The sequence below is a fragment of the Syntrophales bacterium genome, assembly GCA_035363115.1.
Classification (GTDB): Bacteria; Desulfobacterota; Syntrophia; order Syntrophales; family PHBD01; genus PHBD01.
In genome coordinates, this window is record DAOSEM010000011.1 from 108160 (window position 1) to 126157 (window position 17998).

15 protein-coding genes and 1 tRNA gene are annotated in these 17998 nt (G+C 56.4%); 6 read left to right on the top strand and 10 right to left on the bottom strand.

Translation table 11 applies throughout. The features are described from left to right. Window positions 1-561: 561 nt before the first annotated feature. Both PLO63_16580 and PLO63_16585 read right to left on the bottom strand, forming a co-directional pair. On the bottom strand, window positions 562-1380 hold the full coding sequence (locus PLO63_16580; GenBank protein HOI75759.1) for a universal stress protein: 819 nt from the start codon (window positions 1378-1380) through the stop codon (window positions 562-564). Between the two features lie 25 nt (window positions 1381-1405). Next, window positions 1406-3091, bottom strand: coding sequence for a cation:proton antiporter (locus PLO63_16585; GenBank protein ID HOI75760.1), 1686 nt, complete (start codon window positions 3089-3091; stop codon window positions 1406-1408). A gap of 526 nt (window positions 3092-3617) precedes the next feature. On the opposite strand from PLO63_16585, the gene PLO63_16590 reads away from it, so the two are divergent. Then, complete coding sequence (locus PLO63_16590; protein ID HOI75761.1) at window positions 3618-4154, top strand: DUF3124 domain-containing protein; 537 nt, start codon at window positions 3618-3620, stop codon at window positions 4152-4154. Window positions 4155-4331: 177 nt separating this feature from the next. Here PLO63_16590 and PLO63_16595 read toward each other — a convergent pair whose 3' ends face one another. Then, window positions 4332-4892 (bottom strand): hypothetical protein, encoded by a 561-nt coding sequence (locus PLO63_16595; GenBank protein HOI75762.1) that lies wholly within the window; start codon window positions 4890-4892, stop codon window positions 4332-4334. Between the two features lie 167 nt (window positions 4893-5059). Here PLO63_16595 and PLO63_16600 point away from each other — a divergent pair, with 167 nt between their 5' ends. The 4 genes from PLO63_16600 to PLO63_16615 all read left to right on the top strand — a co-directional run bounded on the left by PLO63_16600 (window position 5060) and on the right by PLO63_16615 (window position 8810). Then, the gene (locus PLO63_16600; protein HOI75763.1) at window positions 5060-5584 is read left to right on the top strand and encodes a ribbon-helix-helix protein, CopG family; all 525 of its coding nucleotides are present in this window, start codon (window positions 5060-5062) and stop codon (window positions 5582-5584) included. Between the two features lie 170 nt (window positions 5585-5754). Then, window positions 5755-7137 (top strand): hypothetical protein, encoded by a 1383-nt coding sequence (locus tag PLO63_16605; GenBank protein ID HOI75764.1) that lies wholly within the window; start codon window positions 5755-5757, stop codon window positions 7135-7137. Between the two features lie 66 nt (window positions 7138-7203). Further along, window positions 7204-7560, top strand: a complete 357-nt coding sequence (locus PLO63_16610; protein ID HOI75765.1) for a hypothetical protein — start codon at window positions 7204-7206, stop codon at window positions 7558-7560. Between the two features lie 98 nt (window positions 7561-7658). Continuing rightward, a complete protein-coding gene (locus PLO63_16615) occupies window positions 7659-8810 on the top strand; it encodes a hypothetical protein (GenBank protein HOI75766.1) in 1152 nt (383 codons plus the stop codon). Here PLO63_16615 and PLO63_16620 read toward each other — a convergent pair. The 7 genes from PLO63_16620 to ispG all read right to left on the bottom strand — a co-directional run bounded on the left by PLO63_16620 (window position 8811) and on the right by ispG (window position 16097). After that, window positions 8811-8887, bottom strand: a tRNA-Pro gene (locus PLO63_16620). A 10-nt stretch (window positions 8888-8897) separates the two neighbouring features. Next, window positions 8898-9500: an XTP/dITP diphosphatase gene (locus PLO63_16625; GenBank protein ID HOI75767.1), complete on the bottom strand. Its 603-nt coding sequence runs from the start codon at window positions 9498-9500 to the stop codon at window positions 8898-8900. Further along, window positions 9497-10219, bottom strand: a complete 723-nt coding sequence (gene rph, locus PLO63_16630) for a ribonuclease PH (GenBank protein ID HOI75768.1) — start codon at window positions 10217-10219, stop codon at window positions 9497-9499. Before rph ends, PLO63_16625 begins: the two co-directional genes overlap by 4 nt. A 42-nt stretch (window positions 10220-10261) precedes the next feature. Next, the gene (locus PLO63_16635) at window positions 10262-10945 is read right to left on the bottom strand and encodes an N-acetylmuramoyl-L-alanine amidase (GenBank protein HOI75769.1); all 684 of its coding nucleotides are present in this window, start codon (window positions 10943-10945) and stop codon (window positions 10262-10264) included. Window positions 10946-11054: 109 nt separating this feature from the next. After that, on the bottom strand, window positions 11055-13202 hold the full coding sequence (locus tag PLO63_16640) for a bifunctional (p)ppGpp synthetase/guanosine-3',5'-bis(diphosphate) 3'-pyrophosphohydrolase (GenBank protein ID HOI75770.1): 2148 nt from the start codon (window positions 13200-13202) through the stop codon (window positions 11055-11057). A gap of 49 nt (window positions 13203-13251) precedes the next feature. After that, the gene (locus tag PLO63_16645) at window positions 13252-14973 is read right to left on the bottom strand and encodes a proline--tRNA ligase (GenBank protein ID HOI75771.1); all 1722 of its coding nucleotides are present in this window, start codon (window positions 14971-14973) and stop codon (window positions 13252-13254) included. Between the two features lie 47 nt (window positions 14974-15020). After that, entirely contained in the window at window positions 15021-16097 is a 1077-nt protein-coding gene (ispG, locus tag PLO63_16650; GenBank protein ID HOI75772.1) for a flavodoxin-dependent (E)-4-hydroxy-3-methylbut-2-enyl-diphosphate synthase, read from the bottom strand. A gap of 316 nt (window positions 16098-16413) precedes the next feature. Here ispG and metK point away from each other — a divergent pair, with 316 nt between their 5' ends. Next, a complete protein-coding gene (gene metK / locus PLO63_16655; protein HOI75773.1) occupies window positions 16414-17595 on the top strand; it encodes a methionine adenosyltransferase in 1182 nt (393 codons plus the stop codon). Window positions 17596-17998: the final 403 nt, after the last annotated feature.

A 17998-nucleotide genomic window follows, 5' to 3' on the forward strand; every position in this document is an offset into this window, starting at 1 on the left:
TCTTTCAACAGACCATTGTGAATATATCGGCATTCGAACCCGTTTGCTTTAACTTCCTCCATTTGACGGCTCTGCCTGTTTCGAGGTCTTCCCTGCAGAGGTCCAGGCGACAATGAGCGTTATCACCTCCGGTTATAACAGTCGTCTGTGTTGATTTTTAAACGGAAGAGACGGGTACGTCAAATCAATAATGATTGCAAACCCGGCGGGATGGATCGTCCATATGAGCAAAGAGGCTGCAAGTCGCCTTGCAGCCTCTTTGCTCATGGTCGGGGCGACAGGATTTGAACCCTTAATAAGCCCCGTCAATTCTGCATCAGCTGAGGTTCTGGTAATGAAATGGTAAATGGGTGCGGGAGTCGAACCCGCACACGACAGCATAACATCTTTATTATACATCTATATTTTTGACAATGGCAAAGAACTGACAAAAGCAGGAGTCGCTATTCAACAGAAGAATTAGAACACTTTACCAATCCCATGACAAGGAGCTCTAAACTAGGAAAACGGTATTGAATTCATTTGCCGGCGATGATCCGTCCATCGTGATGGTTTCTTTCTTCACGGCACGATAACTAATGGCGTATTCCCTTCATAAACAAGTTCATTGATCAGAAATTTTCTAAAGACATCCGTCAACAACATCCTCGATCCTCTTTGAACTACAATGAATTCATTCTGCTTTTTTAGAATCACTTCTCTGAGAGATTTCAATGCTTTTTTTCCTAAGTACAGCTCATGAGATACATTGAATTTATCCATGTATAGTTCCGTCAACTCTTTCAAATATTGTTCAATTGAGTATTGGTCATCTCCGGGCATCATAACAGAGAAGAAGACAAGCCTGCTTGATTTTTCTGCATGAAAGCCCAAGAATTTATTGAATTCATAAATGTGCAGCGGATAATCTCTTTGAACTGCGACATGGATAACATCTGGAGCACAACAGGCGGCATTTTCAGGTATGGCCACGATCAAGTTATTAATATGGTTTATTATTTCTACGGCCTGACTCCCAATGAATATCTTCTTCAACAAACCGGTTCCCTTGATACCAAGAAGCAATAAATTGTTGTATGGTTCTCCAAGCAACTGCTTTATAATCACGATTAGATTGCTGTCAGAAACAATTGATCTGACTGCTGTTCCTCCTGGAAGAACGACTTTAATCAACTTTTTTAGTCTTTCCCGAGCTTTTCTGGTGGCATCACCTGTAAGTTTAATCTTGACTTCATAAGGTGTCATGACTGGATATAATGCAACGACGTGGTGAACCAGAAGTATTTCAGCATTCGCTCTTTGACTCCAGTCATAGGCAAATTGAATGAGGTGTTTTGAATAAGCTGAGAAATCAATCAATACGATAAATCTGTTCTTCATTACTCCCCTCTCTTTTCATCTTATCTCACCCTGGTAAATCATACAGGGCATTTCGAATGGCTTCTCTATTAGCAGTGGTAACACCGCAAGTCATCTCGTCCTCATCCGCCAGCGCTTCAGCCAGAGCGACCCCCACTTCGGCTTCACCCGCAGCAACGATCTCGGCACCAGCACGCCTCAGTGAGGCTGCATCACGTAGATGGGCACAACGTGCAAGAACCTTCAGGTCCGGGTTCAGGAGACGCACTTGCCTGATGATTTCCGCTGCATTCTCTACATCTGCACTGAGAATAAAACGACCTGCCGACGCGATACCGGCTTCATCCAAGGTGTCCGGCCGTAGAACATCGCCGTACAGTGCCTTTTTCCCGTCGGCTCGCAGCCGGCGGACCGTGTCCAGATTGAGATCGATCACTGTGACGTCGGCGCCGCGTTCGGAAAGAATTTTATACACGATTTTTCCCACCGGTCCGTAGCCGACCAGAATGCAGTTGTTTGGTTCGACGCTGGGTCGTGCCTTTTGGGTAATCGGGATCTTTGCCACCCTAGTAGACCTGCGGCGAGCCCAGCGATAGATAAATGGATTCAGGGCTATCGAGATGATTGAAGCAGTCACTAGGGCGTTCCATCCGATATCATTGATCAGTCCCAATTGGAGAGCGACCACGCCCAGGATAAAGCTGAATTCACCCACCTGTGAAAATGCTGCCCCGACCGGAACGGCTATCATGATGGGTTTGCCAAGAAGGCGAACGGTCAAAGTGGCAGCCAACGGCTTGATGATGATCACCACAGCCAGCACAATGATAACAGCCAGTGGTGATTGGAGGAGACTCCGGGGGTCGAAGAGCATGCCGACCGATACGAAGAAAAGAACAGCGAAGGCATCACGCATCGGTACAGCATCACCGGCCGCCCGAGCGGCAAATTCTGAGCGACCAACAGCAAGCCCAGCAAGGAAAGCCCCGAGAGCCATCGACACACCAAAGAACTTTGCGGAACTGACGGCGATCCCTACGGCCAGGACAAGCACTGCCAGGGTGAAGAGTTCGCGGGAATGGGTCTTTTCGATACGCTCCAGTGCCCAGGGAATGACCCACAATCCCAGAACGACAACGACAGCTACCAAACCGGTGACCTTCAGGGCTGCAACCCCAAGAACATACCCGATGCTGTGACTCGTTGCGCCGCCCGAGGCAAAGATGATGGGCAACAGTAAGAGCATTAGCACGGTGAGGATGTCTTCGACAACTGTCCAGCCGACTGCAATATGACCGATCTGGGCATGGAGATCATGCCACTCGGCCAAGACCCTTGCCATGACGACTGTGCTGGCAACCGAGATCGCCATTCCCAGAATCAGTCCGGAGATCCAGTTCCAGCCCATTAGGTAAAGCAGCAGCATCAACACGACCGTGGACATCGTGCTCTGGATCAATGCTCCAGGCACGGCCACGCGCCAGACAGCATACAACTCACGCAAGTGAAAACGCAGGCCGATTCCAAAGAGCAACAGAATGACGCCAATTTCTGCGAACTGCTCTGCCACCTCGCGGTTAGCAACGAAGCCCGGGGTATGGGGACCTACGAGAATACCTGCCAGAAGGTAACCAACGATGGGGGAAATTTTCAGGCGGTGAGCAATATAGCCAAATACCAGGGCCGCGGCAAGGCCGCCGGCGAATGTAATAAGTATGTTCAATTCATTCATCGTTTCCACCTTCCATGAGCGGCGTATCTCTTAATACGAACAGCGAATCATCATGGATCAATCATCGGCAACTGAAAATCCCTCTTTCCGGTTTTTTAGATTAGGACCGTCCTGCCCTTTCTCTCTGCAATCATGTTGTAACGATCCTGAATCAGCACGCCTGTCACCAGTACCTAAAACTGCTGAATCTCTTGATCTTATTGTGCAAGATAGAATGGACAGTTTTGCGTGTCAAGGAAAAGCGACCCCATGCATTTATGACTGAGGGACGATCTTCAAGATTATTCCTAAGGAGATGTTGAATTGTCCAAGACGACTGATGTGGCAGTCTCTTTGTCTGAACTATCTCATAGTATGATCCCTGCTGTTGCTGATTCCCACAAGTGCAGAATGCATTAAAAGCTATGACACCAAGGCAATCGCAGAGAGAAACAAAATCTCAAGGGAAGAATTCTATTTTCATATGTGATACAAAGATTGTGGGTCATTCAATCCGGGCCCTAATATTCACAGAGGAGGCATCTCAATGAAACGCTTTATCTCCGTATTGGTATGTATTTTGATCCTATCCTGTGTCGCTGCTTGCAGAAGCAATGAAAGGAATGCCGTACAGCCTGTCGCATCGGAAAGCAGTTTTGATGCAAGCATACTGACGGTGAAGGAGACAGATGCAAGGAAAATAAAAGGACAGGTCGTTTATGCTCCGATCTACTCGAACCTGCCGCGAGAGAGGGGTAAGAAATTCGATATCAGCGGTTTTGTCACCATCCACAACACGGACTTGTCTCATAAGATTCGGATCACAAAGGTTCTGTATTTCAATAATGACGGGAAACTCGTGAAGGATTTTACTCCGCAGGGTCTGGCTTTGGAGCCGCTGGGAGCTACGAACTTTTATATACCCCAAAGTGACCAGAGCGGAACTGGGGCGAATTTTCTCGTTGAATGGGTTTCAGATACACCAGTTTGTGAACCCTTAATAGAGTCAATCATGATTAATCTTGGATTACATGAAACGTTCGCATTCCAAAGCCGGGGTCGAGCTATACGTGAGCAGCGGTAGTTTTAGTATATATCACCCAAACACTTCTTTGGATGGTGGCAGGATTTGAACCTTCAATAAGCCCCGTCAATTCAGCATCAGCCAAGGTTCTGGTAGCGGAATGGTAAAATGGGTGCGGAAGTCGAAGCCTTTGTGGTATGCGGATGAATTATAGTCAAAAGAATGAATATGTGAACATCATGATTTCTTTTTGCCAATAAGGCCAGCATCGGCAAGCGCTTTCTTCGCGCACTCAGGACAGTATGTATGTGAGAATTGAGATCCTGTCTGCTGTACGATGTAGGCTTCAAGCTGTTGCCATCCCCCCTGTTGATCCCGAATCTTCTTGCATTCAGCACAAATGGGCAGAAATGCCTCAAGAACCTTGACCTCAGAAAGCGCTCTATTCAATTCCACCGCCCTTTTTTGCTCAACATTATACAAAAACCGCATTCTTGAGACGGACAATCCTATTGCGAGAAAAGATATCAGATGGATTGTAGTGTCCCAAACTGCATAAAAAGCAGAGGAATAAAAATGTCCTAAAAGAAATTCTGTTCTGAACCACAACAATGCGCTAAAAACAGCCAATACTATTGTGAACCATAGCCCAATAAACCATGCACCGACGGCTACAGGCATGAAATAAAACACGTAGAGATTCAGTTCAAGTCCTGTCAGCCAATCAAGATATGCAATTAATAATATACTCATGATAGTAATGATTATCCACATCAGTTTTTGAGGACGACTATTCATAGGATGGCCACCTTTCATATACATTTATACGTAATCATGAATCTTTTGGAAACCAAAGAATTACGTTCCGATTGTGCCCCTTATATTAAAAATGTCAAGTGTAAACAGATATCATATTTAATATATACCTTGATCACAAACGAGAGTTTCAACTCGGGCTGATATTTATGATACGGAGAAGAGAGGAAAACCCTCTTTGTCTGAGCGTTCTTGTCGCACCCTCCCCGCCGTCGCTGATTTCCAAACAGCAAGAGCAAGACCCGCAAGTCAAGGCCGAGCACAGCGAGCCCGAAGGGGTAGCCTTGACGTGCGGGGCGCTCTTGCTACAGGGCGGCGCAAGGCGGGGGGGAAGGAAAAAATACTTGACAATGGATTCAATGAAAGTATATACCTCCACAACACAGGATACGAAGGAGGACGAAATGGAAAGGCCACGCAAGCAATACACCGTCCAAATCGAAGACGATGTGATCGAAAGGATTGACCGCCTGGCGGCGGAAATGGACTTGAGCCGAAGCCAGCTCATGCGCAACCTGATCATGATTGGTCTTGAGGATGCGGAGATCCTCAACAAAACGCCTCTCATGAAAGTAGCGAAGATCGAAAGATATGTCCGTGAAAAGTTCCTTACGGATATCGTGGGCGGCAGGCTGACGCTAAACAAGAAGGGGGATTGGAAGGTCAACAAATAGAAAAACGAAAGCCCGGTCATGTTGGCGCATGCCGGACTTTCTGAATCACATTCCAGAAGAGTCAAAACCCGTGGCAGGGAAGACACACCGGAACGGATCTGTTCATCAAGTACCGCACAGAACAGCGTCTGTCAATGAACCTCTTCTGGAACAACCAGGAGAGGTTTTTTATGTCTGTAAGAGATCGTTTGGAAGGAATCGCGGCCGCGGCGGCTGCGGTGGAGCGGCCGCGGGCGGGCGCGCGCAAGAGCAGATGGGTGATCCCCGATGACATTGAGGGTATATCTGTTCTCGGGAGCAACACCAACGAAAACCTTGTCGAGGTCATTGAAAACAAGGGCGGCAAGCCGGTTGCGAAACTGGTTCAAAAGGAGAGCCGCCCGCAGGATCCGGAATGGGCAAAGACCGCCCCGTTCCGGCCCCCTATTCTTGCTTTAAACAGAGACTGCGGGCAGAGAGATGAAAAAGAGGTCCTTGATTCCTTAATCGAGGACGTCACCGGATCGACGGAACCCCGGTTACCGGTCAAGGTCGGAAATTGCCGGTGCAGGTCCGTATGGTGTCCCAGTTGTCACAAGCTCTTCTATGTTCCCCGGTATAAGCAGCAAATCCGCACGTTCGATCACGGAAGAACCCGCCACGTAATCCTCACCGTTGATCGCGAGAAATTCAGCAGCGGCCTTGATGCCCTGGAAACAATCCGGGACAAAAAGAGCGTGTCGGCATTCGTGCGCAAACTGAGGGAGGGGCGCAAGGTCAAGCTGGGCGGAAGATGGGACTATGAGCACGAACCGGTGAAGGTCACGAAAGTCATGTCCGTGCTGGAATTCTACCGGGATGGTTATCCCCATTGGCACCTGTTGATCGAGGTCGAGAACGAAGGCCGGGAAGGGATGATCGGAGGAAAGCGGCTTCATTGGGCCTGGCCGCACGGGATTGTGAAGGAAACGTATTTCAGGGATCAAAAGCACTGGAACAGCATTGCCGGCTACTTTGCCGAAAAGGGGTACTTCGAGAAGGGGAAGAAATATCAGACGGAGCTTCCCGAGGACATGAAGAAGAACCTGAAACGGCGAATACGGCGAATGGTCTTCTATCCCTGCCCGTCAGATGGAGCCCATGAGGAGATCAGGGACAACGGAACGGAGGAGATCGTGGATGAAGAAGAAGCGTTCCGGGAAGTGGCGGGTTTTTTCGAGGAGATCGCAAAAGCAAATTCGGACGAGCAAGTCACCGATTTGAAGAGCGCAAAGAAACCGTTCAGCTATGAAGCCATTTTGGAAGGCTGCGGACAGCAAACCTATGTCCAGGCCGATATCAACGGTCGGCGCCTGGGCATGATCGTGGAAGTACCCTTTGAAGCCACCAAAGCCCTTTTTAAGCCCGTTTATGTCGAGGGCCAGGGCTACCAGTGCCGGATGACGGCAGAAGCCCTGGGCCTTCTTGAGGAGCTTGCACGGTGGGTCCATTGGGAGCGGGTCTTTGATCAGGTCGAGTCGCAGCAAAGGGACTCGAAAACAGCCGATGCGGTCCGTTGTGGGACGGTTCATTGATCGCCGGAGGAAAACGGAATCAAAGCACATCGTGTGCTAAATCAAACTATTACAGGAGGATTAACAATGAAGAGAGGAACATCGAGGATTCAGAGAAGAAAGGCGCGGAGGGAGAAAGAGAAAGGCTGGCGGTTCGTTGAATCGGGTTTCAAACATCACATGTATCAGCAAATCAAAGGGGGTTTTGAGGGTGATGAACCGGGTAAATGGAAGCATTGCGAGCGTTGTTGTCGAGCGTATCCGGTGGGATCGTTCAAATACAACGTGAAGGATGCAGATGAAATGCTTTTCTGCCCGTACCCCGATTGTGAGGGGGATTACGTGATGGATAGCCAGCCATGGGAAACCGTGTACGCAATGTATTCTGACCTCCCGGAGAAACCGGAGCGAGGGATTGTGTACATGTTGGTCTGGGAAGAATGAAAAAAAGGAAAGGGTAAGCAAATCCGCGTTCAAGGTGCCGTCCATTGATTTCAACCGCACGAAATGATACCCACCCATTCAACGGAGGTGATTTGTGCATGAAAGGCGGAATCTACTCTGACGAGCGGTGCCCCTCATGTGGGGATAAATTTGTTGACAATCACAGGGACGGCCTAGTCTGCTGTCGTCACAGAGCAACAAAATTCTCGGTGCGCTTCGGGAAGGTCCACCAGCGTTTCAAGTCATACGATGCGGCATGCAGGTTCCTGACAGGCCTTCGTTTCAAAACGGATGAAGGATCATTTGATGACAAGGATTACCGCAAAGACAAACCGCTCGGATTCAGCAATCTGATTGAGAAGTGGATCGAGCGAAAGAAGGCGGCGGATCGGAAGCACGGCTACATCAAGATACTCGAGCTGGTAGCCCGTATGACATCGGAGAGATGGGGAAACCGAAATATCCGTGAGATTGGTTATGCAGAGCTCGAGGATTTCAAATTTTCCCTGACCTGTGGAGCAAAGACGAAAGAAAATTACATCCGCGCATTGAGAGCTTTCTGGTCCTGGGCCAGCGATACAACCGGAATCCCCATCCCAAAATTTCCTTTGGACACCCCTGAACTCGGGTACAGGAAAACGGTGGATAAGGAGACACAGACGGCGATACTGGAAGAAATACGCCGGATCTCAAGCTACAATCCTAAAATATGGTTGGCGATCAAATTCCTTTGCACCTACATTTCAGTCCGCCCGGGGGAAATGATTTCTCTCGAAGAAGGGAATATCGACCTGGGCAACGGCTATCTATACTTCCCGCACCCCAAAGAGAAGCGGTTCAAATCGGTCCCATTGATCCAGGAGGACATGGAAATACTCGGCCAATTCCCGAAGGCGATCAAACCGGACATTCCGTTCTTTCGCCATGTCAAGGGATCGGGGTTCAAGGAGGGTACGCCGTTCGGCCAGCACGTTCTTTACAACTGGTGGAAACGAGCCTGCGCAAATCTTGGCGTTGAAGGCGTGGATCTTTACGGAGGGACGCGCCATTCTTCGGCACGTGCATTGAGAACCCGTTTTTCACCGGAGCAAATCAAACGGGCCACCATGCACAGCACATCGAAGGCCTTCGAGCGGTACTTTCGGGTGGAGTCGGACGAGGTCCGTTCCATCTATGAAAGTGGTAACGCTCTGGTAACGAAAAAGGCCTCCTTAAAAACTGCCAACCTACTGAATATTAAAGATAAATAATGGTCGGGGCGACAGGATTTGAACCTGTGACATCCTGCTCCCAAAGCAGGCGCGCTACCAGGCTGCGCTACGCCCCGAGTCGATTTTTTATGGCTTCTGAAACCGCCCCTCCAGGGCCTCCCGGAGCCGCTCCATGGCCCGGGCGCGGTGGCTGAGACGGTTCTTTTCCTCCAGGGAGAGGCGGGCCACGGTCTTTCCGAGGCCGGGGAGATAAAACACCGGGTCGTACCCGAACCCTCCGTCGCCGTCGGGTTTCTCCGCGATCCGCCCTTCCCAGGCCCCCTCGAAGGATTCGCAGGAGCCGTCGGGCTCGCAGAGGACCAGGACGCACCGGAAGGCGGCACCCCTCTCCTTTTCCGGGATGTCTTGCATTTCCCGGAGCAGCTTTTCGATGTTCCTGCCATCGTCGGCGCCTTCGCCGGCATAGCGGGCCGAGTGAACCCCCGGGGCGCCGCCCAAGGCGTCCACGGTCAGGCCGGAATCGTCGGCCATTGCGGCACATCCGGTGTATCGGGCGATGGCGAGGGCCTTTTTCAGGGCGTTCTCCAGGAAGGTGTCTCCGTCTTCCTCCACCTCCGGGGCATCGGGGAAGTCGTCCAGGGATCGCAGCACAATCGGCAGGTCTTCCAGGAGTGCCCGGATTTCCCGGATCTTCCCCCGGTTGCGGGAAGCGAAGACAACGGTCTTCAACGGACATCCCCCAGGGCCGCCCGCTGCTCGGCGACGAGCGCCCGAATGCCGCCGGAGGCCGCCTCCAGCATGCGGTCCAGAAGCTCCCGCTCGAAGGGCGATTCCTCCGCCGTCCCCTGCACCTCGATGAAACGGCCGCTCCCGGTCATCACGACGTTCATGTCCACGTCCGCCCCGGAGTCCTCGGAATAGTCCAGGTCCAGGAGGATCTCCCCGCCCCGCACGCCCACGCTGACCGCCGCGACGGCGTCGTCCACGGGGATGCGATCCACCAGCCCCCGCTCCTTCATCTTCCGGAACAGCTCCACCAGGGCCACAAAGCTCCCCGTAATGGAGGCCGTGCGGGTGCCGCCGTCGGCCTGAAGGACGTCGCAATCGATGTAGATCGTGCGCTCCCCGAAGGCGCCCAAGTCTGTCACAGCCCGGAGCGACCGCCCGATGAGCCGCTGGATCTCGTGGGTCCGCCCGCCGACCTTGCCCCGGGTGGACTCGCGGGGCGTCCGGGTGGTTCCGGACGCGGGAAGCATCGCATACTCCGCCGTGAGCCACCCCTTGCCCGTGTTCTTCAGGAACGGGGGAACGCCCTCCTCCAGGGTGGCCGTACAGAGGACCTTCGTCGCCCCCATCTCGATGAGGACGGAGCCCTCGGCGTGGGCCAGGTACCCGACAGCCAGGCGGACGGGCCTCAGTTCCAGGGGTTTTCTTCCGTCTGTTCGCATACGCAGCCTGTATTCATCGTTTCGTGACGGCACTGGCGGTCCTCAGAGGACCTCGCGGATGCTCTTCGCCAGGGCGGCGGCGATGGCCTGCCGGGTCGCGTCTTCAAGGAGACGCTTGCCCTCCTCCGGATGAGTGGCGAATCCGATCTCCACGACCACGGCCGGAACGGCCAGGCCATCCAGCAGGGGAATGGGCGCCTCCCGGAGGCCGCGATTGGCCTTCGGGAAAACCGTCGAGAGGTTCCTCTCGATGGCCCGGGCAAGCCGGACGCTCTCGTTCAGGTACTGGTTCTTCGCCATGTCCTTGAGGATCGCCTTCGAATCCCCGCCGTTCCCTGCCGCTGACTGGAATCCGGGGAACCAGACCTCGAACCCGCGGGCCTTCTTGTCGAATCCGGCGTTGACATGGAGCGAAAGGACGAGGTCCGGCTTTGCGCTCGCGGCAGCCTTGGCCCGATCCGTCGCGGACAGGGAGGCGTCGGTGGTCCGCGTCAGGAGCACATCGATCCCGCTGCCGGAGAGCGCCTTTTTCACCAGGAGCGCAACGGCCAGGGTCACGTCCTTTTCGGACGCCTTTTCCCCGACCTTCACCCCGGCATCGGATCCACCGTGGCCCGGGTCGATAAGCACGACCCGGCGGGCGGACTGGGCATCGGCGGGAACGGGCGCCGCCAGGAAGAACAGAGCAAGGATTGCAACAAACGTCATCAGGAACAGCCGCTTCATCTTCCATCCCTTCCAGGTAATACCCGCATGGCGGGCTGCGGGTTCATACCGCAGGGGAATATCCCTGTCAACCGCCAACCGCTGCGGACAGGCGCACCCCGGCAATTCATCACAACTGCCGGATGCGCTCCACCGACATTACGCAGTCCAGCTTCTTGATGGACGTCACCACCTTGTTGAGCTCGTTCAGGTCGTTGACGTCGATCTTGAAGTCGCAGACCGCCTGCATATCGGGGTTGTTCGTGTCCACCTGGGCGTTGCTGATGTTGACGTCGTGGGCGGAGATGGCGCTGCTCACATCCGCCAGCACGCCTTTGCGGTCCCGGCAGACGACCCGTATATGGACGGGGTAGGTGTGGCGTTCCTTCACGTTCCATTCGACGTCCACGAGGCGGTCCGCCTCCATGTCGCGGGTATTCGGACAGGTGCTCGTGTGAACGACGATGCCCCTCCCCCGGGAGATATAGCCCACGATCTCGTCCCCGGGGATAGGGGTGCAGCACTTGGCGAACCGCACCATCACGTCCTCGATCCCCGTCAGGGAAATGCCGACGGTGGACACGTCGGGGAGCTTTCGCTTGGGTTTTTCGGGAAGGGGCTCCTCCGCCTTCGGCTCCTCCGGTACAAAATACTGGACGACGTGCTTCGGCGACAGCTTGCCGTAGCCCACCGCGGCCATCAGGTCGTCCTGGGAATGGACCTGGTTCTCCTCGAAGAGCTTCTTCAGAGCCTCGGGCTTGCCGAGGAGGCTGAACTTGAGCCCGTTTTTCCGGAACTCCTTCTCCAGGAGCTCGCGGCCCAGAACGACGCTGCGGTTGCGCTCTTCCGTGTTGATCCAGTTCTTGATCTTGGAGCGGGCCCGGGACGTGACGGCGTATTTGAGCCAGTCCTTGCTGGGATGGTGGCCCGCCTGGGTGATGATCTCCACGCGGTCCCCGTTTTGAAGCTGGTACTTGAGGGGAACGATGTTGCGGTTGACCTTGGCCCCGATGCAGGTATGGCCGACGTCGGAATGAATGCTGTAGGCGAAGTCGATGGGCGTCGCCCCCTTCGGGAAGGCCCGGACGTCTCCGTCGGGCGTGAACACGTACACCTCGTCGGGGAAGAGCGCCATCTTCAGGGTGGACATGTACTCCCGGGGATTCTCCACCTCCTGCTGGACCTCCAGGAGTTCCCGGAGCTTCTTGATCTGCTGGTCCTCCCCGCCGTCGGAGGAGCGTCGCTCCTTGTACCGCCAGTGGGCGGCGATGCCCTCCTCGGCCCACTCGTGCATGACCCGGGTCCGGATCTGGACCTCCATGCGCTCCCCGTAGGGACCGATGACGGTCGTGTGCAGGGACTGGTAGTTGTTGGCCTTGGGGATGGCGATGTAGTCCTTGAAGCGCCCGGGAACCGGCTTCCACAGGGAGTGGATCATGCTCAGGGCCTCGTAGCATTCCCTCACCGTGTCGGACGCCAGGATGATCCGGAAGGCGATCAGGTCATAGACCTCGTCGAACTCGATGTGCTGGGCCTGCATCTTCTTGTGGATGCTCCAGAGATGCTTGGCCCTCCCCTCCACATCGGCCTTGAGACCGGCCTTCCGGAGCTCCTCCCGGATGATCCCGGTGACCTCTTCGGTATAGTGCTCACGCTTCTCCTGCTTCTCCGAGACCCGGAAGGCCAACTCGTTGAAGGCATGGGGCTCCAGGTACCGGAAAGCGAGGTCCTCCAGCTCCACCTTCATCCAGTAGATTCCCAGGCGGTTCGCCAGGGGGGCATACAGGTCGAGCGTCTCCCTGGCGATGTACTTCTGCTTGTCCGGGGGGTGGTACTGGAGGGTCCGCATGTTGTGGATCCGGTCCGCCAGGCGCACCATGAGGATCCGGATGTCCGCCGACATGGCCAGGATCATCTTGCGGAAGTTTTCCGCCTGCAGCGCCTCCCGGCCGCCCAGGGTGATCCGGCTGATCTTCGTCAGCCCCTCCACGAGGAAGGCCACGTCCTTGCCGAAGGCCTCCTCGATCTGCTGGGGGGTTGCCAGGGTGTCCTCCACGGTGTCGTGGAGCAGTCCCGTCACGACGGTCGAACAGTCGAGCCGCATGTCCGTCAGCATCCCCGCCACTTCCATCGGGTGGATGAGGTAAGGCTCCCCCGAAAGGCGGACCTGCCCCTGGTGGACGCTGGCGGAGAAGACATAGGCCTTCTGGATGAGCTCCTGCTCCTCCGGCGTCATGTAGGACTGGACCCTGTCCAGGATGTCGGTGATGCGGATCATGAACGGTCCGTTCCGATCTCTGCGTCCATGGCTTCCCTGCCCCGGCGGATCACTCCGGCGCCTTCATTTCCTCATGGACGGTGCGGACGACGAATTCGACCGCCTCGTCGATGGAGAGGACATGGACCTCGCCGGTCCGACGGAACCGGACCTCGACCTTCCCTTCGGCCAGGCGCTTCGGCCCGACGGTGACCCGGAGGGGAATGCCGATGAGGTCGGCGTCCATGAACTTGACCCCGGCCCGCTCGTCCCGGTCGTCGAGGACCGCCTCGATCCCCCGGTCCGTCCAGGATTTGTAGAGCCGCTCCGCCGCCTCGGCGAGGGCGCCGTCGTTGACGTTCGTCGGCGTGACGATTACCTGATAGGGCGCCAGCGGCATGGGCCAGACGATCCCCGCGGCGTCGTTGTTCTGCTCGATCGTGGCCGCCACGGTCCGGCCGATGCCGATACCATAGCAGCCCATGACCATGAACTGCTCCCTGCCGTTCCGGTCCAGATAGACGGCCCGCATGGCCTTGCTGTACTTGAGGCCCAGCTTGAAGACGTGTCCGACCTCGATCCCCCGGGCAAAATGCAGGCTCTTGCCGCACCGCGGGCAGGGGTCTTCGTCGCGGATGGCCCGGAAGTCCGCGAAGGCCTTCACCGTGAAATCCCGGCCCATGTTGACGTTCCGGATGTGGTAATCTTCCTTGTTGGCCCCCATGACGAAATCGGACATCCCGATCAGGGAATAGTCGGCGTAGACGGGACACTTGATGCCCATGGCCCCGACAAAGCCCCGGGGGGCGTTCGCCACCTCGACGATCACTTCTTCCAGGGCCATCTCCAGGGCGTCGCACCCCAGGAAATTCTTCACCTTGATCTCGTTCACTTCGTGGTCGCCCCGGATCAGGACCGCCACGGGCTTGTCGTCGGCGCTGTAGATCAGGGTCTTGACGACCTCCTGCGGGGTCACCTTCAGGAACGCGCAGACCTCCTCGATGGTCCGGACGTCCGGCGTGTGGACCTCCTCGATGGCCTTTGTCGAGACCGCGGGCGCCGCTTCCGGCGGCCGGACGATCTCGGCCTTCTCGAGGTTCGCCGCATAGTTGCAGGATTCGCAGTAGACCATACCGTCCTCCCCCGTGTCGGCGACGACCAGGAACTCGTGGGAGAAGCTCCCGCCGATGCTCCCCGAGTCGGCCTCGACGGGGCGGAACTTCAGGCCGCAGCGGGCAAAGATCCGGTTGTAGGCCTCGAACATCTTCTGGTAGCTGATCTCGGCCGTCTCGCTGTCCACATCGAAACTGTAAGCGTCCTTCATGCCGAATTCCCGGCAGCGCATGACGCCGAAGCGGGGGCGGATCTCGTCCCGGAATTTCGTCTGGATCTGGTAGAGGTTCCTGGGGAGCTGGCGATAGGTCTTGATCTCGTTCCGCACCAGGTCGGTGATGACCTCCTCGTGGGTCGGCCCGAGGCAGCACTCCCGGTCGTGGCGGTCCCGGAAACGGAGAAGCTCCTTGCCGTAATGGACCCAGCGGCCCGACTCCTGCCAGAGCTCCGCCGGCTGGACGGTGGGCATGAAGACCTCCTGGGCCCCGGCTCGGTTCATCTCCTCCCGGACGATCTGCTCGAACTTCCGGATGACACGATATCCGAGGGGAAGATACGTGTAAACGCCGCTCGTGAGCTTGCGGATCATCCCCGACCGGATCATGAGCTGGTGGCTGATCACCTCCGCATCGGACGGGACCTCCCGGACCGTGGGCAGAAACATATCGGAATAACGCATGAATCCTCCTTGCTGGTGAGGTTGTGCTATGTCGTGAATGAATCCGGTCAGGACATCCGGCGACCGGTCATGGCGGCCACTTCCTCCAGCAGCGCCTTCACCAGGTCACCCTCGGCGACCTTCCGGACGGGTTTTCCCTTCTTGAAGAGCATCCCGGCCCGCTTCCCCCCGGCGATGCCGACGTCCGCCCCGGCTGCTTCACCGGGGCCGTTGACGACGCATCCCATGATGGCGATCTTCAGGGGCTCCCGCATGCCGGAAAGCCGGTGCTCCACTTCTTCGACGACGGAGAGCAGGTCGATCTCGCAGCGACCGCAGGTGGGACAGGCAATGATGTCGGGTCCGACGGCCCGGATGTTCAGGGCCCGGAGGATGCCGTAGGCGATGCCGACCTCCGGCACCGGGTCCCCCGTGACGGATACCCGGATCGTGTCGCCGACCCCCTCATACAGGAGGGTTCCGATGCCGGCGGCGGACTTGACGGCGGCGTTGAGCAGCGTTCCCGCCTCGGTGACGCCCAGGTGGAGAGGATAGTCCGTGCGGCGGGAGACCTCCCGGTAGGCCTCGATCATCGTCGGCACGTCGGAGGACTTGAGGGATACCTTGATGGCCGTGAAGCCCAGGTCCTCCAGGAGGCGTATGTTCCGGAGGGCGCTCTCCACCAGGGCCTCCGCAATGGGACCGCCGTACCGCTCCAGCAGGTCCTTTTCCAGGGAGCCCGCGTTGATGCCGACGCGGATGGGGATCCCCCTGTTCGCCGCGACCCGGACAACCTCGGGAAGTTTTTCCCGCTTCATGTTGCCCGGGTTGATCCGGATGGCGTCGGCGCCGTTTTCGATCGATGCCAGGGCAAGACGGTGGTCGAAATGGATATCGGCGATCAGCGGCAGGGAAATCCCCTTCTTGATCTCCCTCAGGGCCAGGGCGGCCTCCTCGTCGGGAACGGCCGCCCGGACAATCTCGCATCCTGCTTCCTCGAGGGCGCGAATCTGCCGGACCGTGGCCTCCACGTTGCGGGTGTCCGTGGAGGTCATGGACTGGACCACCACCGGCGCACCACCGCCGATCTGCACGCCGCCGATCACGACGGGTCGGGTTTGCCTTCTTCTGACGGATCTCTCCAAGGACGGACTCCGGGAATGAAACTGCCTAAATGAAGGAGGGTTTTCTTATAACACGAAGGGGTGCGCCGATCAACCGGCCATTTTTCGCCACCTCGGGAACTTTTCCCTTGACACGTTCTCCCCGGTGCGGTACGGCATCCGCCACAGCGGGAATTTAAAAGGTAAATTGCTCCGCTATACAAATGTGCTAAAGCGCCGAACCGATCCGACCGTTTCAGCCCGCGCTTCGGCGCGGGCTTTTTTCGTGGCCGGCAAAAAGCCTTCGGGCTCATTGGTTTGGGAAAAAGGGAACCTGTCACTAGAAAGGAAAGAAAGCATGCAGATTTCATCGGAGAGCATCAAGGTTGGACACCCCGACATCGTGGCGGACATCATCGCCGCACACATCATTGCGGAGATCATGGACGCGGAGAAAGAACGCAAGAAGATGGACATCAACACCATGCCCCACTGCGGCGTCGAGGTCTTTCTCGGCAAAGGGCTTTGCGTCGTCGGGGGCGAGGTCAGCACCCGGGTCTACATCGACATCGACAAGGTGGTCCGGAAGACCGTCCTCGGCCTAGGATACAACGATGCCGCCGTCGGCCTGAACGGGAATTCCATGGGGATCCTGAACGCCATCATCCCCCAGTCCCCCAACATCAACATCGGCACACGAGGCGATCTCGGCAAGCACAAGGAGATCGGTGCCGGCGATCAGGGCATCATGTACGGCTTCGCCTGCGACGAGACACCGGAGCTGCTTCCCCTTCCCTATGTCCTGGTGAGCCGGATGATGCGGACCTTCGAGGCGCTGAAAGATCCCATTTTCGCCCCCGACGGAAAGGGGCAGGTCTCCGTGGAATACGACGACAAAACGGGAAAGCCGAAGCGGCTCGCCAAGGTCCTGATGTCCAACGCCATCGATTACCGTTTCGTGAAGGGGAAGAAATCGGCCGTGGAGGCCAGGGCAAAAAAGATCGCCTTCGACTGCCTCGCTGACTGGGTGGACAAGAAGACGGAGTTCCTCTGCAATCCCACGGGAGAGTGGGAGGCCGTCAATTCGTGCAGCGCCGCCGATTCGGGCGTGACGGGCCGCAAGCTCGTGGTCCAGTTCTACGGCGGCTATCCGGGGGCACAGCTGGGAGGCGGCTCCGTGGTGAACAAGTCGCCGGAGAAGGTGGACTGCTCCGCCGCCTTCGGCGCCCGCTACGTAGCCAAGAACATCGTCGCCGCCGGCCTGGCCGCCAAGTGCTCCGTCCAGCTCGCCTACGCCATCGGCATCGCGAAGCCCTTCTCGATCTATATCGACACCTTCGGGACCGGAAAGGTTCCGAGCAAGAAGCTCGAAAAGATCGTTGCGGACAACTTCGACCTGACGCCCGCCGGAATGATCGAGCGGTTCGACCTCCTGAGCGGGAGCGTCTACCGGAAGATCCCCGTGACCCTGTTCATGGACAACTATCGCTGGGAGAAGACGGACCTGGCAAAGAAACTGAAGAAGGACGCAGGCATCTAATCAATCATGGAAGGGACAGGCGCGAGCCTGTTCCCCACCCCTTTCCGAGGGGGCGGATTTCCGAATCCGCCCCCTTCCTTATTTCCCTTTTCTCCCCCAACAGCCGGATCGCCTTCTTCTTCACTTGCATGCATCGCGGCGCGGGGGCTGCCACGGGGGCTTCCGCCGTCGCGGACGTTTTTTCCCGCGATCCGTCATCGAAGGTCTGTCCGGCTGAAGGAATGGGAAAAAAGTCCCAATTGCTCCTCTGGAAACCCCCGGTCGCGCCCCCGCGAACACAAGGTAGATGAGCTTCCTGAGTGCGAATTGGAAAGAAAAATCACTGCAAAGTCATAACTCGCGCCTGGCGGCGCTCAGACAGATGACTTTGCGGGCGCTTCGCTGCGACGGCAGGGTACCCCGA